The sequence below is a fragment of the Ferrithrix thermotolerans DSM 19514 genome (genome assembly GCF_900128965.1).
Lineage (GTDB): Bacteria > Actinomycetota > Acidimicrobiia > Acidimicrobiales > Acidimicrobiaceae > Ferrithrix > Ferrithrix thermotolerans.
The window spans coordinates 1-24,924 of sequence record NZ_FQUL01000006.1; the positions used below are offsets into that span (position 1 = coordinate 1).

At 51.2% G+C, this 24,924-nt stretch carries 23 protein-coding genes and 1 tRNA gene; 20 read left to right on the top strand and 4 right to left on the bottom strand.

Annotation, left to right across the window (positions count from 1 at the left end; translation table 11 throughout):
* Positions 1 to 111: 111 nt before the first annotated feature.
* Genes BUA24_RS03255 through BUA24_RS03265 form a run of 3 tightly spaced genes read right to left on the bottom strand, consistent with a single transcriptional unit; the run spans position 112 to position 1,948 of the window.
* On the bottom strand, positions 112 to 927 hold the full coding sequence (locus BUA24_RS03255) for a Cof-type HAD-IIB family hydrolase (protein ID WP_072788706.1): 816 nt from the start codon (positions 925 to 927) through the stop codon (positions 112 to 114).
* Positions 928 to 984: 57 nt separating this feature from the next.
* Positions 985 to 1,386: a hypothetical protein gene (locus BUA24_RS03260; RefSeq protein ID WP_072788708.1), complete on the bottom strand. Its 402-nt coding sequence runs from the start codon at positions 1,384 to 1,386 to the stop codon at positions 985 to 987.
* Positions 1,387 to 1,390: 4 nt separating this feature from the next.
* Positions 1,391 to 1,948 carry a hypothetical protein gene (locus BUA24_RS03265; protein WP_072788710.1) on the bottom strand — a complete coding sequence of 186 codons (558 nt, stop codon included), beginning with the start codon at positions 1,946 to 1,948 and terminating at the stop codon, positions 1,391 to 1,393.
* 250 nt (positions 1,949 to 2,198) lie between these two features.
* On the opposite strand from BUA24_RS03265, the gene BUA24_RS03270 reads away from it, so the two are divergent.
* The 3 genes from BUA24_RS03270 (at position 2,199) to BUA24_RS03280 (ending at position 4,025) form a co-directional block, all read left to right on the top strand.
* Positions 2,199 to 3,095, top strand: coding sequence for an inositol monophosphatase family protein (locus BUA24_RS03270; RefSeq protein ID WP_072788711.1), 897 nt, complete (start codon positions 2,199 to 2,201; stop codon positions 3,093 to 3,095).
* An 8-nt stretch (positions 3,096 to 3,103) separates the two neighbouring features.
* The gene (locus tag BUA24_RS03275) at positions 3,104 to 3,592 is read left to right on the top strand and encodes a CBS domain-containing protein (protein ID WP_143146366.1); all 489 of its coding nucleotides are present in this window, start codon (positions 3,104 to 3,106) and stop codon (positions 3,590 to 3,592) included.
* A 166-nt stretch (positions 3,593 to 3,758) separates the two neighbouring features.
* Complete coding sequence (locus tag BUA24_RS03280) at positions 3,759 to 4,025, top strand: hypothetical protein (RefSeq protein ID WP_072788713.1); 267 nt, start codon at positions 3,759 to 3,761, stop codon at positions 4,023 to 4,025.
* 755 nt (positions 4,026 to 4,780) lie between these two features.
* Here the strand turns inward: BUA24_RS03280 and BUA24_RS03285 are convergent.
* Positions 4,781 to 4,857: transfer RNA gene (locus BUA24_RS03285), tRNA-Val, on the bottom strand.
* Between the two features lie 74 nt (positions 4,858 to 4,931).
* Here BUA24_RS03285 and dinB point away from each other — a divergent pair.
* The 17 genes from dinB to infB all read left to right on the top strand — a co-directional run bounded on the left by dinB (position 4,932) and on the right by infB (position 24,909).
* A complete protein-coding gene (gene dinB, locus BUA24_RS03290; RefSeq protein WP_178138685.1) occupies positions 4,932 to 6,161 on the top strand; it encodes a DNA polymerase IV in 1,230 nt (409 codons plus the stop codon).
* Between the two features lie 101 nt (positions 6,162 to 6,262).
* The gene (locus tag BUA24_RS03295; RefSeq protein ID WP_072788715.1) at positions 6,263 to 7,531 is read left to right on the top strand and encodes a cytochrome P450; all 1,269 of its coding nucleotides are present in this window, start codon (positions 6,263 to 6,265) and stop codon (positions 7,529 to 7,531) included.
* Between the two features lie 55 nt (positions 7,532 to 7,586).
* Positions 7,587 to 8,480, top strand: coding sequence for a tyrosine-type recombinase/integrase (locus tag BUA24_RS03300; RefSeq protein WP_178138686.1), 894 nt, complete (start codon positions 7,587 to 7,589; stop codon positions 8,478 to 8,480).
* A gap of 15 nt (positions 8,481 to 8,495) precedes the next feature.
* A complete protein-coding gene (gene whiG / locus BUA24_RS03305; protein ID WP_072788811.1) occupies positions 8,496 to 9,278 on the top strand; it encodes an RNA polymerase sigma factor WhiG in 783 nt (260 codons plus the stop codon).
* A gap of 478 nt (positions 9,279 to 9,756) precedes the next feature.
* Positions 9,757 to 10,590 (top strand): 30S ribosomal protein S2, encoded by an 834-nt coding sequence (rpsB, locus tag BUA24_RS03310; protein WP_072788813.1) that lies wholly within the window; start codon positions 9,757 to 9,759, stop codon positions 10,588 to 10,590.
* Between the two features lie 87 nt (positions 10,591 to 10,677).
* Entirely contained in the window at positions 10,678 to 11,469 is a 792-nt protein-coding gene (gene tsf, locus BUA24_RS03315) for a translation elongation factor Ts (protein WP_072788719.1), read from the top strand.
* Positions 11,470 to 11,476: 7 nt separating this feature from the next.
* Positions 11,477 to 12,223 carry a UMP kinase gene (pyrH, locus tag BUA24_RS03320; protein WP_072788721.1) on the top strand — a complete coding sequence of 249 codons (747 nt, stop codon included), beginning with the start codon at positions 11,477 to 11,479 and terminating at the stop codon, positions 12,221 to 12,223.
* Positions 12,223 to 12,795 carry a ribosome recycling factor gene (frr, locus tag BUA24_RS03325; RefSeq protein WP_072788726.1) on the top strand — a complete coding sequence of 191 codons (573 nt, stop codon included), beginning with the start codon at positions 12,223 to 12,225 and terminating at the stop codon, positions 12,793 to 12,795. Before pyrH ends, frr begins: the two co-directional genes overlap by 1 nt.
* Positions 12,796 to 12,813: 18 nt before the next feature.
* Positions 12,814 to 14,262: a phosphatidate cytidylyltransferase gene (locus tag BUA24_RS03330; protein ID WP_072788728.1), complete on the top strand. Its 1,449-nt coding sequence runs from the start codon at positions 12,814 to 12,816 to the stop codon at positions 14,260 to 14,262.
* Positions 14,263 to 14,268: 6 nt separating this feature from the next.
* Complete coding sequence (dxr, locus tag BUA24_RS03335) at positions 14,269 to 15,450, top strand: 1-deoxy-D-xylulose-5-phosphate reductoisomerase (protein ID WP_072788730.1); 1,182 nt, start codon at positions 14,269 to 14,271, stop codon at positions 15,448 to 15,450.
* A complete protein-coding gene (locus tag BUA24_RS03340) occupies positions 15,447 to 16,781 on the top strand; it encodes a M50 family metallopeptidase (RefSeq protein WP_072788732.1) in 1,335 nt (444 codons plus the stop codon). Before dxr ends, BUA24_RS03340 begins: the two co-directional genes overlap by 4 nt.
* Before the next feature lie 57 nt (positions 16,782 to 16,838).
* Entirely contained in the window at positions 16,839 to 18,080 is a 1,242-nt protein-coding gene (gene ispG, locus BUA24_RS03345; protein ID WP_419187292.1) for a flavodoxin-dependent (E)-4-hydroxy-3-methylbut-2-enyl-diphosphate synthase, read from the top strand.
* 67 nt (positions 18,081 to 18,147) lie between these two features.
* Positions 18,148 to 19,863: a proline--tRNA ligase gene (locus BUA24_RS03350; RefSeq protein WP_178138687.1), complete on the top strand. Its 1,716-nt coding sequence runs from the start codon at positions 18,148 to 18,150 to the stop codon at positions 19,861 to 19,863.
* A 137-nt stretch (positions 19,864 to 20,000) separates the two neighbouring features.
* The gene (locus BUA24_RS03355) at positions 20,001 to 20,585 is read left to right on the top strand and encodes an LSm family protein (RefSeq protein ID WP_072788735.1); all 585 of its coding nucleotides are present in this window, start codon (positions 20,001 to 20,003) and stop codon (positions 20,583 to 20,585) included.
* On the top strand, positions 20,572 to 21,570 hold the full coding sequence (gene nusA / locus BUA24_RS03360) for a transcription termination factor NusA (protein ID WP_072788737.1): 999 nt from the start codon (positions 20,572 to 20,574) through the stop codon (positions 21,568 to 21,570). The genes BUA24_RS03355 and nusA overlap by 14 nt, the downstream gene beginning before the upstream one ends.
* A gap of 43 nt (positions 21,571 to 21,613) precedes the next feature.
* Positions 21,614 to 21,862, top strand: a complete 249-nt coding sequence (locus tag BUA24_RS03365) for a YlxR family protein (RefSeq protein ID WP_072788739.1) — start codon at positions 21,614 to 21,616, stop codon at positions 21,860 to 21,862.
* An 80-nt stretch (positions 21,863 to 21,942) separates the two neighbouring features.
* Positions 21,943 to 24,909: a translation initiation factor IF-2 gene (infB, locus tag BUA24_RS03370; protein WP_072788740.1), complete on the top strand. Its 2,967-nt coding sequence runs from the start codon at positions 21,943 to 21,945 to the stop codon at positions 24,907 to 24,909.
* Positions 24,910 to 24,924: the final 15 nt, after the last annotated feature.

The following is a 24,924-nucleotide window of genomic DNA, read 5'->3' on the forward strand; positions in this document are numbered from 1 at the left end:
ACCCCAAGCCCTTCATCTGGACCAAGAGCGCCGACGAGATCTTCGCCTCAATGCAGAAATACCTGGAGCCTATTGTTTCTCCGCAAACTTCTGAGGAGGGACACTAGCCCGCTAAACAAGCATGCGTTCAATAACCTCGGCCACACCTGCGTCGTCGTTGGAAGAGACTACGAGGTTTGCCTCTTTCAAGGTACGGGGATGCGCGTTGGCAACCGCTATTGCAAGACCTGAAACCTCAAACATGGGAAGATCGTTTAGGTGATCCCCAACACAGGCAAGTGAGGACGGCTCTATCTGGAGGTACTCGCAGGCCTTTAGGGCTCCGGAGCCTTTTGATACTCCTTGTGGGAGTATCTCAACCCAATCTATCGATCCAAAGCTAACCGAGACCTCGTAGGTCGCAGAAGCAAAGATAGTTTCCCTTAGCTGATCCTGGGTTATACCTTCAGCTCTACAGACTATCTTCGTTGCCCTTGCTATCTTGGCGCTAAGTATGGACTCGATGATATCGACGTTTTCAATAAAGATACTGTCTTTGAAGAAGCCTGCTTCATAGTAGAACTCCACTCCGTGCTCAAGTGCAAAGTATGAGTTCGGGTAGGTGTCTCTTATGGCCTTTATGACCGAACCAACCTCCTCTAACTCCAAAGTCTCGTGCCAAAGGTAGGAGTTGTACTCTACGTGATAGCCGATGGCCCCATTAGCACACACTGCTATAGGCCCAAGACCGGCCTCTTTGGATATCTTTGTGGTGCTTCTAGGAGAGCGTGCGGTGCATGCAAATACGGGAATGCCACTTGTTCTTGCCCTTTGAAGCGCATCGATATTGGGAGCCGGAACCGATCCGTCTGACCCTAACAAGGTACCGTCGAGGTCAGTGGCTAGAGCTACGATCCCTGTTTGGAATTTATCGTCTTTTGAGACCATTACTAAAGCCTACCTGAAGTCGCTACGTCAGGACTGTACTTTAGGACTTGTGACGGGCTAGTTGGAAGGTACGGTTGAGGCTGGGATGTTGACGTTTGCGTACTGGCTGTTCGTCGCACACTGTTGTGAAAGCGCCCCTATGAGGCGGGACTCAGGCACTCTGTTTGACTCCGACAAAGTGGCCTGAAGAGCCTGCCAGGCACCGTTTGTTCCTGCAGCCAAGGCGGCTAGGGGAAGAGCCTTTCGAAGGAGAAGCAATGCCTTCTCGTCCTTTTTTACAATAGTTGCTCTGCTTACATCTTTCTCGGCAGCTTTGTAGATGACGATCGATCTATTCACATATGAACAGGCTTTCTCTGCGTACTGACCAGAGGAACGGCCGCAGGATGTCAGGGAGACTGCACATATGGGTACAAGGGCTAACGCTGCTATGGCCTTTTGGAACCCTTTTAACCTCATCGCCCTATGGAAGAGTTAGCCACTCAGATGACTGATCGAGGAGGTGCCTTGAGACCTCCATAGCCTTTACGATCGCCTTGCAAGGAAATTCTTCTCCCATGTAAATCTTGTTCAAGGAGAAGCTGTGTGTTGCATGAACGATAAGGTGATGTGTTGGTTGATCGGTCACGGTTTTGTACTCGTGTCGAACACCAACCGACACCGGAAAGTCAAGGTCTCCGAATCGGGCTAGGTCAAGGGCTAGCGCCAAAGTGTCCAAACCTTCTCTGATCGGTGGCAACTCCCACTCGAACTTGACCTCAAGTGGGAACGCGTTTGCGGCGAGCTCTTCGTCCTGTGCTACTTTATCCTCAAAGCTATGAAGTTCTCGCGCGCTTATCGAGAGAGAGACCTTGAGATCCATGGGTCCGTTGCACGCATCTTCTGGATGCAGATAGATGTACCAGCTTTGAGATAAAGAGTAAGTCTCTACTACGTGCTGTTCCTCATGTATGTGAAAGCTGTGCTCTACGAGGTGATCTTTGAGTTGGCTTACAAACCCCGATAGATCTATAACTGCCATATATGTATATAGCCTAGGAGCTTTTATGAAGCTTTGAGCGATGCATGGCGAATTCCAAAGGAACTGAAAGATAGGTGCACGCTATCGGTATGAGGGTTGAGATAGCGCATTTGTAACGTATAGCAGCGGGGGTCAAATTCGCATGACAGACACTTACGTCTCTATCAAGTATCGTGGCTGTACCACTAGGGGATACACATCGTCCAAACCCTTTGAGTTGGTAGATAGCATCGTTGGTGATTGAGTCTTATTGGTCGATACGTTCCGTTTCGACGCTGCAAGACCGATCTGCGATAGGCTGTTTGGTGGCGAGGAGGTCAGGTCTTTGGGCGTGGAGACGATGCCAAACTTTAGAGCGCTTCTGCCTCTTGGGCAAAGCGAGGAGGCAGAGCTATTGGAGGTCGCTTATGTCGCAGCCAGCGCTGCCTTTGAAGCAGCTCGTAAGTGTCAAGACTGGTCTAGTACCGATGGGCACCTCGGCCAGCACAGAGGTGATCTAGTCGCCGATGAGGCCGCTCTAAAGGTACTTGAGAGCTCTGGGCTTGGGATCTATTCAGAGGAGTCCGGTGTCAACGATAAAGACAAAGACCTCATAGCGGTTATAGACCCTGTGGATGGCTCGGCTAACGTCGCCCGTAACATCCCGTTTTGGTGTTCGTCGATTGCTGTTGTGGATAAAGCCGGTCCTCTCATCTCTTTATTGGTCGGTGCACCAGATGGGGCTGTGTACTTTGCAGTGAGGGAGGGCGGTGCCTATAAGGGTAGCCTTCGTCTAAAACCTCGTCCAGCGAAACCCCTAGGAGAGTCTGTTTTATTTGTAAATGGCTTTCCCAAGAGCCATCTGGGATGGATGCAGTACAGAACGCTTGGGTCAGCCGCTTTGGAGCTGTGCCTGGTGGCGGCAGGAAGTGCAGAGGGGTTCATAGATGTCTCGCCACGGGGGCTTGGTCTGTGGGACTATCTTGGCGCCGCTCTTCTTCTAGGTGAGTTGGGATATGTCTTTGGAGACACAGAGAACCGAGAGGTCTATTGGATAGAACACGAAGAACGCAGGCACATCGTCGCTGCCAGAGACCAAGGTCTCTATGACGCTATAGTGTCAAAGGTATCGGGACTGAAAAGGTCAAGTACTAAGCGAGAAGGATAGGTGTGACCGTGGATAAAGATGCAAACGATCAGAGCCAAGGCGAGGCTTTGGTAGAGAGCTACATGCAAAGAGACGTATACAGCCTCAGCCCCAAAGCCACGGTAGAAGATGCTGCAAAGTTCTTTATTGAACACTCGATATCTGCGGCCCCCGTCGTCGATGAAGAGGGACGGCTTCTTGGGGTGCTGGCGGACGACGACCTTATGGTGGAAGAGGCACAGTTGCACATACCGACCATCTTCGCTGCACTTGGAGAGGTGGCTGCCTGGCCACCGGCGGTAAGGAGGTTTGAGGAGGAGTCCAGGAGATATCTCGCCGCAACGGTGGAAGAGGCGATGACCAAGAAGGTAGTTACCGTCACTCCCCACAACTCCATCGAGGAGGCTGCAACCAAGATGCACGATCACCATCTTCGTATACTGCCTGTCGTAAGTGATGGCAAGGTGGTTGGTGTGTTGGGTCGTAGAGATCTACTCAGGGCTTTGATTCGCAGATAGAGATCAGATAGAGATATGGTCGCAATCTATTGTCTGTCGTAGTCCTACCTCTAGGTGAGATAGGTAGAATTTTGGTTGTAAAACGCAAGAAGTGGTAACAAAACCACTAGTGGTGGCGACTATATTGATATTATAACTGGTCGCTGAATGAGAGGGGAGTGAACCCGTGGAGTCAAACCAAGCTTCAACTGCGTCCTTTTCACTCAGCTTCAATGCACGACTTATAAGTGTTGCAGATGGTCCAGGAGGCGAAGATCTACTTGCCGTCGTTGAGCGCATATCAGATAGGTGTACGGTTTTGTGTCGTCTTGGGGTAGGGGATTGGCAGAGTGCCTATAGATACCTTGGAAAGACGGTCATGATCAGCGGCATGCCGATCTACGCCGATGACGGAAGAGTGATGCGATTTGATGGGTGCGAGATCCTTCTCTAGGGGTTCGTCTGAAGTTGTTTTGAACCCCATGAAATCCCAATTTATAGACTAAGTACATAGGCTGGCAGTGTTGCGGCTGTGCTGGATATCTCGACTTCGTCGTCCATCTCCAAGGAAATGGCCAACCATTAGGGTTATGAGATAGTTGAACTGTTCAATAGAAGCTTCTTCGGACTTTGATCTTGTGAGACCAGATAAACCCAGCACGATTATTCTCTATCAAGCTGCTTTTTTCCCACAAACGCAAGGGTGTTCTGATCCAAGTCCGCAGATTTGTAAAGGTGGAATTAATCACCAAATGGGAAATGACTGTCCCATTTGGTGATTAATTCCAGTCACGCCAAGGAGGCTACAAGTGCCCCAGTCTCAGATCCATCCACGAAGGAGATAGCTTATGACCTAGACCAAGCCTAAGTAAGCGGGTGAAGAAGGTTGGCTTCGGCTGCAGGAATTTCTAACACTGAAGAGTGAGAGCGCTGCTTTATGCCGGCCAGCCCAATTGGCGAGTCCTTGACTCCATTATCGTTTCCTAAGGACCGAGACATTCCACGCCACAACGAGCCAATGTGCTCCACTGCTCTTTCATGTCCCAAAGGTCTCTGCTGAGACCATGTTCTGTTGGTCTCGATACGTCCAAGCTAAGCAGAGAAAAGAAACGTTGGTCATTTGCCTATGGTGGCTTTCCGATGCGAGTTGATGAGGGAGGAATCACCCTGTAACAATAGAAAAACCATTTGTGTCGCGCAACATTGAGTTGGTGGGCGCTGGGGGACTCGAACCCTCGACCTATTGCTTGTAAGGCAATTGCTCTAACCAACTGAGCTAAGCGCCCGCGAGTAGAAGATACTAGTCCCCGCTCAGACAAAACTTGTCATGCCACTTAGATCTAAGTTTGTACTTTCATCTTTGCAGAGCACTAAGCTTACCGATGTGGAGCAATGTCGACGAGTAATTGCACATGTCGATATCGACTGTTTCTTCGCATCCGCTGAAGTCGCAAGAGACCCGTCTCTCATTGATCGACCAGTTATCGTAGCTGGATCTTCTAGTAGGGGGGTAGTTTTAAGTCCTAACTACGAGGCGCGACGATTTGGAGTTCGATCAGCGATGCCTGTGGCTAAGGCAAGGGCGCTCTGTCCTCATGCCATCTATGTTGTACCTGATCACGCCTATTACAGAGAGCTCTCTAAAAAGTTTTACGACATCCTCAGGACGCTAACTCCTCTTGTTGAGATGGTGTCGGTAGATGAAGCTTACCTGGATCTCTCCGGCTCACGCTGGCGGCTTGGTTCTCCGCTTTCCGCTGCAAGCAAAGTTCGTGAGGCCGTGTTTGAAGAGATGGCGCTTCCAGTATCGGTCGGGATAGGAACGTCGAAGACCGTAGCGAAGATAGGATCCCAGATGGCAAAACCTAAGCCTCAGCGAGATCGTGTGATCTATGGGAGCGGTATCTTCGCAGTAGAGCCGGGGCATGAAAGAGCATTTCTGTTTGCCCTGCCCGTGACTTATCTTCCTGGGGTGGGTCCAAAGTCAGCTTCTAGGTTGGCCTCTGTAGGTGTTACAAAGGTCTCTGACCTGTTCAATGTTCCAAGAGCTACGCTTACTTCCATTTTCGGAAGATCTACAGAGTCGATCCTGTCTTATGCCGAAGGGAACGATCCAAGATCGGTTGAGATAGATCGGGAGAGAAAGTCTTTGGGACACGAAAGAACCTTCGATAGAGACGTAACTGCAAGAGAAGATCTCGTCGTGGAGCTCAGAGATCTGTGTGAAGAGATCGCAGAAGGACTCTCCAAGATGTCTATTGGTGGCAAGACGGTGAGCGTCAAGGTAAAGTTCTCAGACTTTAGTGTTGTGTCTGTCTCTGAGAGCTACGCTGAGATGGTCTTTAGCTACCGAGATATTCTTTTGCGATCCACGGAGCTTTTGCGTAAGATCGATCTCAAACTCCCCGTACGTCTCTTAGGGGTTTCCCTGTCGAATCTTCGATCGATTGATGCACCCAAACAGCTCTATCTAGATCGTCAAGAGAAAGACGCAGAGGAGATGGTCCGGCTACAGCGAGTTATAAGTGAGATAAATCAACGATATGGACGTAGATCTGTGCATCGTGCTAGTACGAGACCACGACCCTAGCTGAGCTGAAGGGTGTGGTACAGTTACCCTTGAGTTGTACTTTGATAGATTAGGGGTTGGGAAGTACCAAAGGGCACCAACACCTATGCGGGGAGAGAGCTTTGAAAGCTATTGATCAGAGACTTACGTTAGATGAGATAGACCTATCTTCGCTTGAGTTCTGGACGCTACCTTTGGATCTTCGAGAGGGAGCGCTAAAGACCCTTAGGGAGATCCGTCCCATCTCTCACTATGAAGATCCTCCGTGGGCGTTCCTAGATCACGATGAGGGAGGATTTTGGGTAGTCACGAAACACAAGGACGTGATGACTGTGTCACGTGATCCGAAGACGTACTCATCTGCACGAGGAGCGGTGTCTGTGGTGGATCTACCGACTGAGTTCCTTGAGTTCTTTGGGTCGATGATCAATACCGACGACCCAAGACACGGGCATCTCCGAAGAGTGGTATCAAGAGCCTTCACTCCGAAGCGTCTTGCACAGATAGAGGGACGCATCGAAGCGCTAGCACACGAGTTGATTCAACAGGCTGTCTCGGAGAACGAACTGGACTTTGCTGTCAAAGTGGCGTCCGAGCTACCTCTTAGAGTTATTTGCGAGATGATGGGAGTTCCAGAGGATCACGCTCACTTTGTGCTCGAACGATCGAATATCATCCTCGGTGCCCTTGATCCGGAGTACGTCGATCCTGAAACCTCGATAGATGGCGCCATCTTAAACGCTGCTATCGAACTTGTTTCTCTAATGAATGAGATCGGGGAGGAAAGAGTAGATGTTCCAAGAGACGACGTTACCTCTGCCCTGGTGAATGCCTCAGTAGATGGAGAGTCGCTCTCTCCCTCCGAGTTGGCTTCGTTTTTTATACTTCTCGTAGTGGCTGGTAACGAGACGACCAGGAATGCTATCTCTTGGGGAATGGTAGCACTGGATGAGTTTCAAGATCAAAGAGAGATCCTTCGTTCAAACCTTACCCACTACCTTCCAACTGCGGTGGAAGAGATTGTGAGATGGGCATCTCCGGTAATGTTTATGCGGCGTACCACAACCCGATCTACGGAGATCTCAGGTGTGAAACTAGAGGCAGGAGAGAAGGTACTTTTGCTTTATGGGTCTGCAAACCGAGATGAGGAGGTATTTGAGGATCCCTATGGCTTTAGGGTTGATAGGGCTAATAACGACCATCTTGGATTTGGAGGGTATGGTCCCCATTTCTGTCTTGGTGCGCACCTAGCAAGAAGGGAGCTTGCGGCACTTTTTAGAGAGGTAATGACCTATATGCCCAACTACAGGATAACGGCAGAACCCGAAAGGCTGAGGTCGAACTTCATAAATGGAATCAAGCATCTGATGGTCTCGGCTGATGGTCGCTGAGATGTAGAAAGGTAGTGCTCTGACCGAAAATCAAAGTCAAAGTTCCTATATGTTGTTGGAGTTTGAGCGCCAACTAGCGTCTGTTAGTGTAAACACCCGTAGACGCTACGTCTATGAGGTGAGTCGGGCGGTTGACTTCTTTTTGAGAAATAGAGTGTCTGCTCCGGATCAGATAACAGTCCGAACTCTTCGTTCCTACCAGGGTGAACTTGTAAGCAGAGGAGCTTCACGATCCCAGCTCTCATCTAGCACGGCAGCTTTGCGCAAGTACTTTCGCTTTGTGATCGACAGTGGAGTACCTATTGAGCCAGCACTTTTTTCCTCGCTTGCAGCTTCAAAGGTACCAAGCAGACTACCAAGACATCTGAGCGAACAAGAGGCAGAGTCGCTTATCGATAGAGTTGCAGCTGGAAGATATGGAGGTTTACATCCTGAAAGAGACACCGCTATCTTAGAGTTTCTCTACGGCACAGGCGTAAGGGTCTCCGAGCTTTGTTCTCTGCGCATAGCAGACATAGATTTCATGCAAAGGACCGCCTCGGTCATTGGGTCCAAAAGGGGTAAGAGCCGAACAGTTATTTTCGGTGACTTCGCACTCAAAGCTTTAGAACAATATTTTCTTACCGATAGAAAGATGTTGCCTAAACCTTATTTGAAAGACTTCAATGTGGAGATAGCAGGTCATGAGGATGAGTTTTTATTTACCTCAAGTTGCGGTCACAGGCTGGATCAGCGGGAGGTCAGGCGCATCTTGGAGAGGTCGGGATCGAAGGTGAGCCCTCACGGACTACGTCATAGCTATGCAACCCATCTGCTGAATAACGGTGCTGACCTTAGAAGTGTTCAGGAGCTTTTAGGTCACAGCAGGCTGGAGACGACTCAGATTTACACGCATGTGTCGAAGGAGAGGCTGCGTGACGTGCATCGACAGTCTCACCCAAGAGGTTAGGTTAGGGTGTTTGTTGTGGAAGAACTCAACTCAGAAGAACTGTTTGCCCTGTGGAGCGAGTTTAAGGACTCGCACTCAAAGTCCGCTAAAGACCGACTTCTTATCCACTACGCCCCACTTGTAAAGTTCGTTGCGGGAAGGGTGGCTGTAGGTCTTCCTCAGAGCATCGATCAGGCAGATCTTGTAAGTTATGGGATGTTTGGACTCATCGACGCTATCGACAAGTTCGACCTTGATAGAAAGATCAAGTTCGAGACGTACGCAATATCGCGTATCAAGGGCGCCATAATAGACGAACTTAGAGCTATCGACTGGGTGCCGAGATCGGTTAGGGCTAAGGCAAGGGTTGTTGAAAAAGCCTACCAGAAACTCGAGGCCAAACTTCTTAGAACACCCACCGACAAAGAGGTCGCCGAGGAGTTAGGGATATCTGAAAAAGAGCTGCAAAGCATATACTCAAGAATCTCATTTATCGGTGTTGTAGCCTTCGACGAGGTAATATCGGGCGGAGACAAGGGCGACGGATCGGTCTCTATTGGAGATACCATAGCCGATAAAAGAGCTAGCTCAACGAACTCATTCGAGCGCGAAGAAACCAAGCAGATACTTGCACAGGCGATCAATAAGCTCGGAGACAGGGAAAAGGTGGTGCTCGCCCTTTACTACTTTGAGGGCTTTACGCTAGCTGAGATCGGCGATGTTTTAGGTGTTACAGAAAGTAGGGTTTGCCAGATCCATACCAAGGCGGTTATGCAATTAAAGTCAAAGCTGGCGGAGTCTGAACGTGAGCTAATCTGATGCACAGCCGTCCTAGCAAATGACCCCTTCCGTTATAAGCCTGGACACATCAAAGCTTGATAGATGACGTAGCGAATCGCTCGTAACCGCAAGACTTTCCAAGTCCTAAAATCGAACAGTGAATTAAAGTTTCGATGGATTTACCATGCATTGTGCTGGGAGGTGTTCCTTAGCGGGTGAAGTCTCTGATTGCTGGAAACTTGCTCCTCGCATGTAACTGTAAAGTCGATTGACAGAGGTCTAGAACTAAGCGATAAGGACGCTCTGTTCGTGATGGATGAAGTTTCTGCGGCCTTAGGGTAGCTTGCACGTCTTATCTTGGGTAAGGGTCTATAGATCCCATCGAGTGTTTCGTTGTCGACGACTTTCGTTTGCTTTACAGCTATGCTAAGTATGCAAACTTCACGGCTACTTGTACCCACGGTCGTTCTGCCATTGAGCGTAAAAGTAGCCTGAATTGAACCGATGGGAGGAAGACATGGCTGATAAGCCTGTAGTAACTATGAAGCAGCTCCTTGGAGCTGGAGTGCACTTTGGACACCAGACCAGGCGCTGGAACCCAAAGATGATGCGTTACATCCACAGTGAACGTAACGGAATCTATATCATCGACCTCAGAAAGACGCTGGTCTTGATCGAAGAGGCTTACAACTTTGTTCGTGACCTGTCCGCAAAGGGTGGCGTAGTTATGTTTGTGGGAACCAAGAAGCAGGCTCAGGACGCCATCGCCTCGTACTCTACCAAGGTCGGCATGCCTTACGTGAACCACAGATGGCTCGGTGGGATGCTCACCAACTTCAACACCATCGTCTCTCGGATCAAGAAGATGAAAGAGTACCAGACCATGAGGGCAAATGGGGACTTTGAAGCCATGCCCAAGAAGGAAGCCCTTTTGCTCTCAAGGGAGCTAGTAAAGCTTGAGGCTAACCTTGGCGGAATTGCAGGTATGACCCGTCTTCCTGATGCGTTATTTGTGATCGATACCAAGAAGGAGCACCTCGCAGTTACAGAGGCTAACAGGCTTGGTATTCCAGTAGTGGCGGTTGTAGACACCAACTGCGATCCAGATCTCGTGCAGTACGTAATACCTGGAAATGACGATGCTATAAGAGCTGGAGAGCTCATGTGTGAGATCATCGCTACAGCTATCGAAGATGGAAAGAGATCTCGAGCTGATCAGCTAAGGCCCAAGGAGTTTATTGAGGATCCTGAGGCTAAAGCCAAGAAAGAACAGGAGCAGCAGGAGGCACGTCGCCAAGCGGCTCTTGAGGCGCAAGCACGTGAGAAGAGACTGGCTGAACAGTCCAAGTAGGCTGAACATAGGTCAGATATTTGAGAAAAAGTTTTATGGGAAGTTCTTGGCTTCCCCAAAGTACTTAGTTATAAAGGAGAGATACCGGTGGCGATAACAGCTGCGGACGTACAGAGCCTTCGAAAGAGAACCGGCGCTGGCATGCTAGATGCAAAAAAGGCCTTGGAGGAGGCGGGCGGTGATGCCGAGAAGGCTGCTCAAATCCTTAGAGAAAAGGGGCTGGCTGGTGCAGTAAAGAGATCTGATAGGGAGAACACCCAAGGTGCCTGTTACGTTAGTGTGAATGACCGTTCTGCATCTATCGTCGAGCTTAGATGTGAGACCGACTTCGTTGCTAAGTCGGAGTCCTTTGTGTCTTTGGTCGAAAAGATCGCGGCTGCGGTAGCAGAGAGAGGTCCCGAGGCGACGAAGGAGTTCGACTCGGAGGTAGATGAGCTAAAGATTACGCTCAAGGAGAATATCGATCTAGGAAGAGTTAGCTACCTCGAGGCATCCGAGGGTGAGACTTTAGATGGTTATATGCACGTCCAAAGCGGTCGTGGAACGGTCGGAGTTCTTGTCAAGCTCAGGGGCGGCTCCAAAGACCTTGCGCACGACATAGCTCTTCATGTAGCCTTCGCACGACCTAGCTATCTAAGGCGTGAAGACGTTCCTGCAGATGTGGTGGAAAAAGAGCGAGAGACCCTTACCGCTATAACGAGAAACGAAGGTAAGCCTGAAGCTGCTATCGACAAGATCGTCTCAGGTAGGCTGGACGGATTTTTCAAGAACATCTGTCTAACCGAGCAGGCCTTTGTCAAAGACGAGAAGCTAAAGGTACAAGACGTTCTGGGCAGTGCGGAGATCGTACAGTTTGCCTTAGTCGTCGTAGGCTCATAGGCGAAAGATGCAAGGTGACAACGATCCCAAGGTGAGGTCACGCTGGAGCAGAGTCGTGCTAAAGCTTTCCGGAGAGGCTCTTGGTGGCGACAACGTCGATGACCCGGTAGATGCCAAGACGCTTGAGCGTATCGCGTCAGAGATAGCTCAGGTAAAGGAGGAGGCCGGTGTAGAGTTGGCGGTGGTTGTAGGAGGAGGCAACATATGGAGAGGTACAAACGGTACGGCGATTGGCCTGGACCGTGTGACCTCAGACCACATGGGAATGCTTGCCACGACTATCAATGCACTTGCGCTCCAAAACGCTATCGAGCGTCACGGTCAGCCAACCAGGGTACAGTCGGCTATACAAATGGCAGAGTTGGCTGAGCCTTACATAAGACGACGGGCGATAAGACACCTAGAAAAAGGACGTGTCGTAATCTTTGCCGCTGGTACAGGAAGCCCCTACTTTACCACCGATACAGCAGCCTCTCTAAGGGCGGCGGAGATCGGAGCCCAGGCGATGCTCAAAGGCACGCATTCAGGGGTGGATGGCATCTACAGTGCGGATCCCAAGGTCGACCCTAGTGCCAAAAAGTACGAAACTTTGGAGTATATGGACGTCATCACTGAGAGTCTTTCGGCGATGGATATGACTGCGGTTACGTTTTGCAAGGACAATAACTTGGAGATCTTGGTGTTTGACGTCTCGATCTCGGGTAACATAATTCGAGCCTGTCAAGCTAGAAACATTGGGACGTTGGTGAGGTAATGGCGGAATACGAATCGATCGACGCTCTGATAGCTGCTGTCAAGGAGAAGATGGCTAAGGCCGTCTCACATGCAGAAGGAGAGTTTGCCACAGTCAGGACCGGTAGGGCTTCCTCTGTGCTGGTAGAGAGGCTACCTGTGGAGTACTACGGAACAGAGGTCCCATTGATGCAGATCGCTAACTTCTCAGTTCCTGACGCTCGCACCTTGGTGATTACTCCTTACGACAAAGCGGCTCTTAAAGAGATTGAAAAGGCGATTCAGTCCTCTGAGCTGGGCATTAACCCAAACAACGACGGTTCTATAATTCGTCTCAACTTTCCGCCTTTGACCGAGGAGCGACGAAAAGAGCTGGTCAAGGTGGTAAAGCAAAAAGCTGAAGATGGAAAGGTTGCTATCAGGGGAGTTCGAAGGTCTGCACGCCACGACCTCGAGTCGATGGAGAAGGCAGGTGTATTGACCTCCGACGATGTAGATGCGGCTGAAAAAGAGTTGGACAAGATTACGCAGAGCTTCGTCCAAGAGCTGGACAAGGCCTTATCGCATAAGGAAAAAGAGCTGCTAGAAGTTTGATAAGGCGAAAGGGAATTGATGGCAGAGCAGAACCTTGGTCAGGGTGACAAGAAGGACGACGACAGGCTCAACAGGATAGATAGCTTAGTCTCCAAGATTCTTCCCCCTGACGACGAAGAGATCGTTCTGCCTCACTGGAGTGACCCCCCCACAGGGGAGATCCCACGGGTCGTCCTTGAGATGTCAGGTGACAAACCCCTTTGGCTGGATCCCTCCACCTCCTCAGAGGACCTTCTAATTGCACCCGAAAAAGAACCAGAAAAAGACAGGGAAGGCGATCGGGCTCTAGGTTCTAGAGCTGGTTCCTCCAGAAACCAACAGGGAAGCTTTAGCGGGGCTGGTGTTGGATTTGACGATGGCCTTGACCTTGACAAGCTTTATGAACCGCCTCCAGCGAATTCAGATGATCTTATGCTGGATAATCCCGGGATGGGCGAACCAGCGACTAACAAAAGCTATCGCAAGGTTCGCATCCCTCGAAACTCCTCGGCAAGCAAGGGGAGTGGTAGAGTTAGCTCTGAGAAGGGTTTGCGATCAAGGCCAAAAAGACCTCCTGTTTCGACAGCAGAGGGGGACGATGTGGAGATGTCTGGTGGATCTGATTCCGAGTCAGAGCGACCGATGAGATCAAAGTTCAAGAGGTCTGCATCTGGGGGACGTTCTAAGTCCAAGTCGATCTTTACGGGGATAGTGCTAGGGGCCCTCGTTCTTGGCGCACTAGCTGCAGGACCCAAGGTCTCTGCAGGGCTGGTAGCTGTCGCACTCGTCGTGGCTGCCGCCGAGTACTACTCGAACGTGCAAAAGGCAAAGATGAAGCCGGCAAAACTCGTTGGACTAGTATCTATCGTGCTCATGAGCATCGGAGGCTATGTTCAAGGGATGCAAGGCGTACTAGACGCTCTTTTGCTTGGGGTGGTGGTGACGTTTCTTTGGTATCTTGCCGGTCTTTTGCACACCCCGGCGCTTGAGGGAGTCTCGGTCTCTCTAATGCCACTTCTTTGGATCGGACTTCTAGGTTCGTTTGCTTCTTTGATTCTGCGTCCCCAAGACTTCCATGGTTATGGTGTGAGGCTTCTCCTAGCCGTCCTCATCACCACCACCTCTGCAGATACCTTCGCTTACTTTGGTGGAGCATTCTTAGGGAGGCGGAAGCTGGCCCCCTCCGTGAGTCCTTCAAAGACTCTCGAAGGAGTAGTAATAGGCGCTTTGGCGGCAGTCTTGCTAGGCGCCTTTATTGCGGGCGCTATATTCCCTATGAACCTAGAAAAAGGTGCAGTTCTTGGACTCGTGGCGGGTTTGGTGACACCTCTTGGCGATCTTTGTGAGTCGATGATTAAGCGATCCTTGAACGTCAAAGACACATCGAACCTTCTTCCTGGGCATGGAGGGGTTCTTGATCGCATCGATGGGGTGCTCTTTATGTTGCCTACCGCTTACTTTCTCTTTCAGCTCTTCCATCTAGGCTAACAAGACATGTCTAGGACACCGAAGTTACTCAGCGTGTTCGGCTCGACAGGATCGATCGGCACTCAGACCCTTGAGGTCGTCTCCGACGCCCAAGCCACCGATCTAGCAGATGAGATCTCTTTATATGGACTCGTAGCAAACAGTTCCCTAGATGACCTAGTAGGTCAGGTCAAGAGGTTCTCTCCAAAGGTGGTCGGACTGTATAAGTCATCGCTATATCGAGATGCAAAGGAACAGATGTCTGCGTTTGACGTTGAGGTCGTCTGCGGAGAGGAGATCTACGGTATCGTAAGCGACTCGGATATAGTGATGAACGCTGTAACGGGCTTCAGTGGGGTAAGGGTTACGGAGCAAGCCCTTGTTTTAGGTAAAAGACTTGCGAATGCAAACAAAGAGTCGATCGTTGCAGCTGGAGATTTAGTTGAGATTTGGAGACAAAAAGGAAACAGTGAGCTCATTCCGGTTGACTCTGAGCACTCTGCGATCTTCCAGGTGCTCTCTTCTTCTCCTCTTTCTAGAGTAGGTGTCAAACAACTGGTTGTGACGGCATCTGGCGGTCCGTTTCGCTCACTTACAAAAGATGAACTAGATTCTGTAACCCTTGACGAGGCGCTGAGGCATCCCACTTGGAACATGGGTCCAAAAAATACCATAGACTCCTCCACCTTGGCGAACAAAGGTCTGGAGGTAATAGAGGCACACTACCTCTTCGGTGTCGACTACGACAACATAGAGGTAGTTATTCATCCCCAGTCGATCGTGCACTCAATGGTCGAATATCAAGACGGCACGGTGCTTGCGCAGGTATCGATGCCCGATATGAGACTGCCTATCTCCCTGGCGATCTTTTACCCAAAGCGATCGATACATAGCTACGGGGCCATGGACTGGAAGACCGTAGTCTCTTTAGAGTTTGAGCCCCCCGACCATGAGCGCTTTCCAGCACTCAAGCTCGCTTATAGAGCAGGTTCACTTGGAAGTGGAGGGACCTGCTGGTACAACGCAGCTAACGAGGTAGCTGTCAAGGCTTTGGTCGATGGCGTCATATCTTGGAAGGATGTAGCAAAAGTCTTAGAGTTGTCTATGGATCGCTACGAACAGTGCAATATCTCCAGCGTTGACGATGTTATGTCTGTAGATGGGAGAGCAAGGTCCGTTGCTCACAGAGTTGTCGAGGAGATCACTTGAACCAAGATCTGACGGAGAAGCCAGAGACGCAGTCGGCTGACCCGTCCCAGACGGAGGGTCCAACTCTATCTGAGGCGAGGGGCCTTGGCGGACGAAGAGCTGTAGAGCTTCTTGTGGTGCTCGCAGTCGTCGTATACCTAGGGTACTACACCCATACACTCCCAACCTTAGCGGTAGTGGCTGCGATAGTTGCAATGATTATGATCCATGAACTAGGTCACTTCATAGCTGCCAAGGTTTCTCACATGAAGGTAACTGAGTACTTCCTTGGTTTTGGTCCCAGGGTGTGGTCCTTCAGGAAGGGTGAGACTGAGTACGGGGTCAAACTTCTGCCACTTGGAGGATACGTCAAAATCATCGGGATGTCCTCTGCGGATGAGGTGCGCCCTGAAGATGAGCCCCGGACGTACCGTCAAGCGAGCTTTCCTAGGAGGCTTGCCGTTGCGGTGGCAGGATCGTTTATGCACTTTGTAATGGCCTTTGGTATCCTCCTTACCCTGTTGTTCATGTATGGATTTGCCAATCCGAACGTGGTGGAGATCGGTGCCGTAACGAACTTTTCAAACCTGACGTCTCCAGCCGTGATTGCACACCTCAAACCTGGCGAGGTGATTCTAAGCGCAGATGGTAAAGAGGTGACCTCTGGAAGTGAGCTTGCAAACATCATTGGATCTAGCGTTGGGAAGCCTGTTACCTTGTCTGTACAGGATGGATCAAAGGTAATACACACCTCGGTTGTGCCTGTAGATGGACGTTCTGTAAAGGTTAATGGCCAGAGCTACCTTCCTAAAGGATCCAAAGCCAGGGGCGTAATCGGAATAGGCATAGTAGAAGGTAACTCGAGGTACTCGTTCTTTGGAGCGCTGTCAGCTGCCGGTTCAGATATGATTAGTTTCTCCGCACAGACCGTTACCTCGCTAGCCTCGCACTTCTCTCCACATGGTATCTCGGCTTACTTTGGCCAGCTTGTTCATCCCTCTACGAATCCGGCCTCTAAGGGAGCGCAGGCAAGGTTCGCCTCGCCGGTAGGGATAGTACGCCTAGCATCACAAGCAGCTCAGTCAGGGTTCGAAGCGGTACTGGCGTTGCTCTTTTCCATCAACATCTTCGTGGGTATCTTCAATATGATACCGCTACTTCCTTTAGACGGAGGGCATGTGGTAATTGCTATATACGAAAGGATCAGATCGAAAAGAGGTAGGCCGTACCATGCGGATATCTTGAAGATGATGCCTTTGACATATGCGGTGATCTTTGTTCTCATTCTCATAAGTGCAACGGCACTTTACCTAGATATCACTCATCCCGTCGGCAATCCGTTTGTGCGTTAGTCTTTATTTGAAGGAGTTCTAGGACTGAAGGTCTTTGGTTCTAGATCCCCTAGGAGGTTGGTAGTTGTGACTAGGAAACCGGTTGAAGTAGCAAAGAGAAGACATACTCGCCAGGTTATGGTGGGAAAGGTACCTGTAGGTGGGGGAGCTCCGATATCTGTGCAGTCGATGACCACCACCAAGACTGCAGACGTAGAAGGAACCCTCGCACAGATATATGCGTTGGCTGCAGCGGGTGTGGACATCGTGAGATGTACTTGTAACCAGATCGAGGCGGCTGAGGGGTTAGCCCAGATCGTTCCGAGATCTCCGGTTCCTATCGTTGCAGACATTCACTTTCACTACAAGATGGCTCTTGCAGCTCTAGAGGCCGGAGTAGCGGCCCTTCGCCTCAACCCTGGGAACCTCCGAAAGCCAAATGAGATAAAGCTCGTGGCTCAAGAGGCGAAGGATCGTTCCGTACCGATTCGAATCGGGGTAAACGCAGGTTCGCTCCATCCCGAGCTATACGAGAAGTACAATGGAGCGACCCCTGAGGCCCTTGTGGAATCTGCCATGCGAGAGCTTGAGTTATTTGGAGAGGTGGGCTTTGATCAGGTAGCGATCTCCGTAAAGGCGTCGAACGTGCCTCTTATGATCGAGTCCTATAGGCTTCTTTCAGAGACAACCGATCATCCCCTTCACCTTGGCGTGACTGAGGCCGGTCCTCCTCCTGGGGGGCTCATTAAGTCTACGGCCGGTATCGCTACGTTGTTGGCCGAGGGTATCGGAGATACGATCCGATACTCCCTAACGGCTGACCCCGTAGAGGAGGCAAAGGCTGGAAGACAGCTACTTGAGGCTCTGGGACTTAGAGAGAGAAAGGGGCTCGACCTTATTGCGTGTCCTTCTTGTGGACGAACCGAGATCGACGTCATAAAGGTAGCTTCTGAGGCTCAGGCGGCTCTTGAGGAGCTTCATCTTCCTATCCAGGTGGCAGTTATGGGTTGTGTGGTAAATGGCCCAGGTGAAGCCAGAGAGGCCGATCTTGGTATAGCCGCTGGTAGACACAAGGGGCATCTCTTTATAAAAGGTGAGATAGTCGCTGTGGTACCCGAGGATGAGATGGTCGAGGCGCTAGTCAGAGAGGCTCAAAAGATCGCCGAGGAGGGCATCGAGGCCCGCTTGGCGGCAGCAGATCCGAAGGCCGTCATAGAGGCGAACAAAGACAGGGCTGAACTCCTTCTTGACAAGGGAGATGACGCAAACAACTCTTCTGTAACGATCGAAAAGATAAGACGGAAGACCAAAGAGAGCTAGGAGAAGCGCGAACTAAGGGCAACTGAAGGAGGATCGATTCTTCATCCTGTAGCATTTGCATATGCAGATGAGCCAGTTGGTCCTAAAGACCCTTCGAGAGGCGCCTAGCGAAGCAAAGGCTAGGTCGCATCAGTACCTTCTTAGAGCGGGATATATAAGGAGACTATCTTCGGGTATATATTCCTATCTCCCGTTAGGGCTCAGGGTGTTGGCCAAGGTCTCAAATATCGTAAGAGAAGAGCTCGATAGCTGTGGATCCCAGGAGATACTACTTCCGGCACTTCATCCGGTTGAGATCTGGGAACGCAGTGGCAGAATCAAGAAGATGGCAGACGTCCTAATGAAGGTGGAAGCGAAAAGTGGTGACTTTGTTCTCGGACCTACTCACGAAGAGGCGGTAATAGAAGCGGTATACCAGGACCTCAGCTCGTACTCGGATCTTCCTGCCACCGTATATCAGATTCAAACCAAGTTTAGAGACGAGCCACGCTCAAGGTATGGTCTGATGAGAACTCGTGAGTTCATAATGGCCGACGCGTACTCTTTCGACTCTGACCAAGAGGGAATGAGAAGCTCATATTCCAAGGTGTACGACGCTTACAACAAAATCTTTGCGAAGATGGAGATCCCATTTGAGCCTGTAGAGGCAGACTCCGGAGCCATCGGAGGTGACGTCAACCACGAGTTTATGTCTCCAGCTGAGATCGGTGAGGACTACTACGCCAAGTGCTCTAGCTGTGGATATCGGGCTAATATCGAAGCAGCCACGAGAGGTTCCAAGGACGCAGATGCACAAGGTGTTGGTTCCGAACTACCGGAGCTTTTGTACCACTACACCCCTGAGGCCCCGGGGGTGGAAAAAGCCGTAGAGGCGATCTCTGATCTGGGGGTTCCGACTAAGGCACATGAGATGTTGAAGTGTCTAGTGGCGATAGATGGTGATCAGAGGCTCGTTATGCTGCTCGTGCCGGGGGATCGAGAGGCTCGGGTCCCCTCTGGTATGCGGCTCCTTGAGGACCCGGAGTTCGAGAGGTACCCGTATTTGCATAAAGGGTTCATTGGACCGATGAACGCTAAAGAGAACTCGATCTACGTGGTCGCTGATCTATCGGTTAAGGAGAGATCGCACTTTGCAACTGGAGGTAATAAGGCTGGTTATCACGTAACCGGGGCGGTCCTTGGTAGGGACTTCCAGGTAGATGAGTATCGGTCTTTAGTCGTTGTAAGAGATGGAGATCCCTGCCCACGGTGTGGATCTGCACTTACACTTATTCGTTCGGTTGAGATAGGGCACACCTTTCAGCTCGGACTGTACTACTCCTCGATCCTAGAAAACGCACGCTTTACAGGTCCTGATGGTCAGCAGTACCCCTACTACATGGGCTGTTATGGAATCGGTGTTACAAGACTTATAGCGGTTATCGCCGAGCACTTTCTAGATGACCGTGGACTTATATGGCCGGTCTCCGTCTCTCCCTATCAGGTAGTCGTTGTGCCTCTCGGCGCAGCGAGGTCCAAGGAGATCGAAGAGGTCGCTGAAACGATCTATAGCGGGCTCCTAAAAGACAACGTGGAGGCGCTGATAGATGACAGGAAGCTCTCTCCGGGAGTGTCTTTAGCTGATTGTGATCTAATTGGAGTGCCCTATCAGGTGGTTGTGGGATCGAAGTCGCTCAAGGAGGGGCAGGTGGAGATCAAGGTAAGAAGAGACGGAACCACGACGAAGATGCCCATTGAGGAGGTACCGACACGCATAAGGGAGCTTCTTGGGCGAAGTTTGTGACAGCGATATCGCCTCTCTCCCGCTAGAGTGCTTAAAGCTTAAGTTGTCACTATCTTTGAGAAAAAGCGTGGGCTCATCGCCCGCGTTTTTGTTTGATGATGGCAAATTTGGTCTTTGTTCGGCGGAGAGGAGGAGTGATGGCTGGTTCAAAAGGTTTCAACGAGCCTGTTCCATCTGACAGCTCCACGAGAGTTCAGGAGCTGAAGGACGTATTCGATTCGGTACTAGCTCCAATTGGACTAGAGGTTCTTGAACTTGAGATCGGCAAGCGGTCCTTGCGGGTAAGTGTGGAAGGGGAGGGTAGTCAGGCCATGGACGCCATCGAGAAGGCGTCGAGGCTACTGTCCGATACCGTTGACTCAATGAACTTAGATGGACTTTTTAGTGGAGCCTATGAGTTAGAGGTTTCGTCCCCAGGTCTTGAACGTCCGCTAAAAAAGCTGGAGCACTTTCGTCGTTTCAAAGAGGCGCTCGTGGATATAAAGTGGCGCAATGGCGACGATAATACCGTCAAAAAGGCGAGAGTTCGTGTTGGCGATGTCAAAGGTAGTACAGTTGAGTTCTATAGCGACGACGCCTCTTTGAGCTTAGAGGTGCCGTTCGAAGATATTTTACGTGCCCGAACGGTGTTTGTTTGGGGAGCTCAAGGTGGCAAGCCCAAGGGCACAAAGGCCAAGAGTGCTGGCTCGATCGAGGAGGTAGAAGAAGATGGCGAAGAGTAATCAAGACTTCATGGAGGCGCTGGCTTTAGTTGCGCGTGAGAAGGGTCTCGCCGTCGATACACTGCTTGAGTCTTTGGCGAACGCCCTCGTTGCTGCTTATAAGCGTATGCCTGGCGCCGCTGAGGAGGCGTTCGTGATGATCGATCCAGACTCCGGCGAGATTAGGGTTTTTGGTCAGGAGCTAGACGAAGAGGGAAACGTCGTTCGGGAGTGGGAAGACACCCCTGAAGACTTTGGACGCATAGCTGCTCAGACCGCAAAGCAGGTAATGTTTCAAAAGATCCGTGACGCAGAGCGTGACCTAAAATACGACGAGTATGCGGGTCGTGAAGGTGACGTGATAACCGGTATCGTGCAGCAAAGCGACGCCCGTTATACCCTTTTAGATCTTGGTAAGGCAGAAGCTTTCTTGCCTCAGACCGAGCAGCCTCCGAACGAGCGCTACGAGCACGGAGCTAGAGTCAAGGCCTATATCGTTGAGGTTCGAAAGGGAGTAAGTGGACCTCACATTGTAGTATCTAGGACTCACCCTGGACTAGTAAAGCGGCTCTTTGAGCTTGAGGTTCCAGAGATCGCCTCTGGTGTTGTGGAGATTAAGGCGATAGCCAGAGAGCCAGGCGTAAGAACCAAGATGGCTGTATGGTCCAACGATCAAAATGTAGATCCTGTGGGTTCTTGTGTCGGCGCCAGGGGAACAAGGGTGAGAATGGTGACGAACGAGCTACGAGGCGAAAGAGTTGACATCGTGGCGTATTCGGAGTACCTTCCTGAGTACGTTGAGCGTTCAATTCAGCCTGCACATGTCTTAGATGTCCAGGTAGATGAGGGAACAGGCACGGCAAAGGTGATCGTTCCCAACTCAGAACTTTCTGTTGCGATCGGCAGAGAAGGCCAAAACGCACGGCTTGCGGCACGCCTTACAGGCTTGAAGATCGATATCCACTCGGAGTCGGAGAGCTACGGGGAGATAGACGTAGAGGGCTAATCGAGGTCTCTACTTTTATGGGCCGAATAGGTTGGAGGCTTATATGGAGAGAAGCTGTATCGGATGCCGGGCTAAGAGGGACGTCACAGATCTGCGCCGGCTTCGATACCCAGATCCCAGATGCGGAAGGGGAGCGTGGATCTGTGCGGATTCACATGCCTGTTACCGTCTGGCCCTTAAGCGTAAGGCGTTCGATAAGGCACTTCGAGTGTCGGTACCCGATGATGTGCTAAAGGAGTGGGAAGGTTACTTCACTAACCCAGGCGACGGGTCGGCTTCATCACCCAAATAAAGCTCTAGGCTATAATAGCCAGTCTTATGTAACAAATAACTCGCTTTGTTCATGTTGTATTCGGAGGTCAGGGTCACCAGTTGGTAAAGAAAGTACGAGTTTATGAACTAGCTCGAGAGTTAGGTATTGAAAATAAAGAGGCGTTGGATCTCTGCATAGCCCTTGGAATTGGGGTTAGGAGCCACTCATCTAGCGTTGAGGATCCTCAGGCGGATAGAGTTAGACGGCGTGCTGAACGAGATGGGATCGGCATATACGCCAAATCAAAGTCGTCCTCAGAGGAGGCGAACGCGAGCGGTCCTTCGACCGATGCAGCTCAAATTGAATCCGTAGCTCAAGTTCTCACACCTGAGTCACCCGTACCGTTACAGTCTGAAAAGGCCGAGACGGAAGCAGCGGCAAACATCAAGATAGTGGCGGCAGAGACTACAAAGAGCGATAACGTCTCATTTACAGGTGAACCACCTAAAGACAGGCCTAAACTCGGTGACCTCGTTGCTCAGGAGTCAGCTCGACTTAGCGCAGAGGAACGACTAGATACAAGACCAAAGGATACCCCTCAAGCTCATCGGACACCTCAAGGAGTGCAAGGAGCCAAGCGAGCTCCTCTTAGGCCCTCCGACGTAGCTGCACGAACCAGAGAAGACGGTGCTCCAACCTCTATCTCTGGACGACCTATACCTCCTCCCCCAGGCCCACCTCGATCTGTAACCGGTCGACCTATACCTCCTCCCCCAAGACCTCAGCCAGGATACGAGCGCCCAGGGTCGAAAACGCATGGGACTCCATTTGACGGAGACAGGACAAGGCGAGGCCAACAAGGCGGTGCTTCGAGCCAACAAGGCGGGGATCAGGGAAGGTCTGATCGAGGCCAAGGTGGATTTCAAGGGCGAGGACCTGGCCAACAAGGCGGTGCTTCGAGCCAACAAGGCGGGTATCAGGGAAGAAGCAGTGGACAGGGTCGACCCCCATTCACCGGCGCCCAATCAGGAGCCCCAAGAGACAGACAAGGATTCTCTGGTCCTCCACGGGGAGGCGCTGGGGGCTCTGATCGCTCCTTTGGAACACGTCCTGGCGGTGCACCGGGATCGAGAGGACCCAGTGGTGGAGCTGCGTCTGCACCTATGCCACCGGCTGGCGCTCGTGGAAACGCCCGAGGTGCACGGGGTAAGACGAAGCCGTCTAAGAGAAGGTCGAAGAAGACCTTTGAAGAGTTAGAGCCTACTCAGGTCACTACATACGTACCATCTTCTGCTCCAGTTCCAGAGGGTGAGATAATCATTGAGAGAGGTTCAACGGCACAAGAGGTAGCTCCCAAGTTCAACAGGACACCAGGGGATATCGTTCGATTCCTCCTCCTTCAAGGGGAACTCATAACGGCTACGCAGTCGCTCTCCGACGACATGGTGGAGCTTTTTGCTGCCGAGATCGGTGCACGGGTAAAGCTCGTCGATCCAGGTCAGGAGCAAGAAGCCGTTCTTTCTGCAAAGTACTTTGACGAGGACGACACTGTAGATCCCTCCCTTCTAGCCGAGAGGCCCCCGGTCGTCACCGTTATGGGACATGTCGATCATGGTAAGACCAAGCTATTGGATCGGATTAGAGAAGCCAATGTGGTTGCGCAAGAGGCGGGAGGAATTACCCAGCACATCGGTGCTTACCAGGTCTATCTAAACGACAAGGCGATAACCTTTATCGATACCCCAGGTCACGAAGCCTTCACGCAGATGCGAGCTCGTGGTGCAAAAGTCACCGACATCGTTGTGCTTGTGGTAGCAGCCGACGACGGAGTCATGCCCCAGACGGTAGAGGCCATCAACCACGCTAAGGCAGCGGATGTGCCCATTGTCGTCGCTATCAACAAGATTGATCGGGAAGACGCTGATCCCAACAGGGTCATGCAACAGCTTTCGGAGTACGGTTTGGTTCCTGAGGCGTGGGGTGGTGACACCATCACAGTTCAGATATCAGCGCTTCAGAACCTTGGTATTGACGATCTGTTAGAACAGATCCTTGTGCTAGCTGAGGTGTTAGAGCTCAAAGCCAACCCTTCGGGAAGAGCGACCGGCGTTGTGCTCGAGGCCAACTTGGATGTCGGTCGAGGTCCTGTCGCTACGGTATTGATACAAGGTGGTACTTTGCACATCGGAGATCCGATGGTCGCAGGCATCGCCTGGGGACGCGTAAAAGCTTTAGTAAACGATAAAGGTAAGTCCATTAAGATTGCATCTTTGGCGATGCCTGTGCAGGTGCTCGGATTCTCCGAGGTTCCTAGTGCTGGAGACGAGTTCAACGTAACTGCGGATCTCTCCACCGCTAAGACGATTGCAGAGTCGAGGGAGCAGCGGATCCGGATGGCTGGATACGCCTCTAGGGCTGCTTCAGCAACAGGGGCTAAGCTAGAGGACCTCTTTGAGCAGATCCAAAAAGGTGAGACTGCAACTTTGAACATCATCTTGAAGGCCGATGTTCAAGGAAGTCTTGAAGCCTTGGCGGAGAGTCTTAGAAAGCTTGAACGTCCCGAGGTGAAAGTGAGCATAATTCACAAGGCTGTGGGCGGTATCACTGAGAACGACGTCGGTCTTGCGGCTGCCTCAAACGCTACGATCATTGGATTCAACGTCCGCCCAGATAGAAGAGCGAGGGAGCTCGCAGAGGCACAAGACGTTGAGATTAGAACCTATGAGATCATCTACAAGGTGATAGAGGACATCGAGTCCGCCGTGGTGGGTATGCTTGCGCCAGAGTATGAAGAGGTGGTTACAGGTGACGCCGAGGTCCGGGAGGTCTTTAGAGTGCCTCGAGTGGGAGCAGTTGCTGGATGTTACGTTCTCTCTGGGACCATTACCCGAGGTTCAAAGGTTAGGTTCTTGCGCGACGGCGTGGTGCTGTGGAAGGGATCGATTGCGTCTCTTAGAAGGTTTAAAGACGATGTAAGAGAGGTTCAAGCCGGCTTTGAGTGCGGTATCGGACTATCAGACTTCCAGGATCTCCATGCTGGTGACATAATCGAGACCTACGAGGATCGTGAGATTCCGCGAGTTTAGGTGGATATAAGGTCT

Bases quoted from the DNA above. Each gene is read 5' to 3' on its own strand.
- BUA24_RS03365 (WP_072788739.1), top strand. From the start codon at position 21,614: ATGGAGAGAAGCTGTATCGGATGCCGGGCTAAGAGGGACGTCACAGAT.
- BUA24_RS03350 (WP_178138687.1), top strand. From the start codon at position 18,148: ATGAGCCAGTTGGTCCTAAAGACCCTTCGAGAGGCGCCTAGCGAAGCA.
- BUA24_RS03330 (WP_072788728.1), top strand. From the start codon at position 12,814: ATGGCAGAGCAGAACCTTGGTCAGGGTGACAAGAAGGACGACGACAGG.
- rpsB (WP_072788813.1), top strand. From the start codon at position 9,757: ATGGCTGATAAGCCTGTAGTAACTATGAAGCAGCTCCTTGGAGCTGGA.
- nusA (WP_072788737.1), top strand. From the start codon at position 20,572: ATGGCGAAGAGTAATCAAGACTTCATGGAGGCGCTGGCTTTAGTTGCG.
- BUA24_RS03355 (WP_072788735.1), top strand. From the start codon at position 20,001: ATGGCTGGTTCAAAAGGTTTCAACGAGCCTGTTCCATCTGACAGCTCC.
- frr (WP_072788726.1), top strand. From the start codon at position 12,223: ATGGCGGAATACGAATCGATCGACGCTCTGATAGCTGCTGTCAAGGAG.
- BUA24_RS03260 (WP_072788708.1), bottom strand. From the start codon at position 1,386: ATGAGGTTAAAAGGGTTCCAAAAGGCCATAGCAGCGTTAGCCCTTGTA.
- pyrH (WP_072788721.1), top strand. From the start codon at position 11,477: ATGCAAGGTGACAACGATCCCAAGGTGAGGTCACGCTGGAGCAGAGTC.
- dxr (WP_072788730.1), top strand. From the start codon at position 14,269: ATGTCTAGGACACCGAAGTTACTCAGCGTGTTCGGCTCGACAGGATCG.
- BUA24_RS03255 (WP_072788706.1), bottom strand. From the start codon at position 927: ATGGTCTCAAAAGACGATAAATTCCAAACAGGGATCGTAGCTCTAGCC.
- BUA24_RS03265 (WP_072788710.1), bottom strand. From the start codon at position 1,948: ATGGCAGTTATAGATCTATCGGGGTTTGTAAGCCAACTCAAAGATCAC.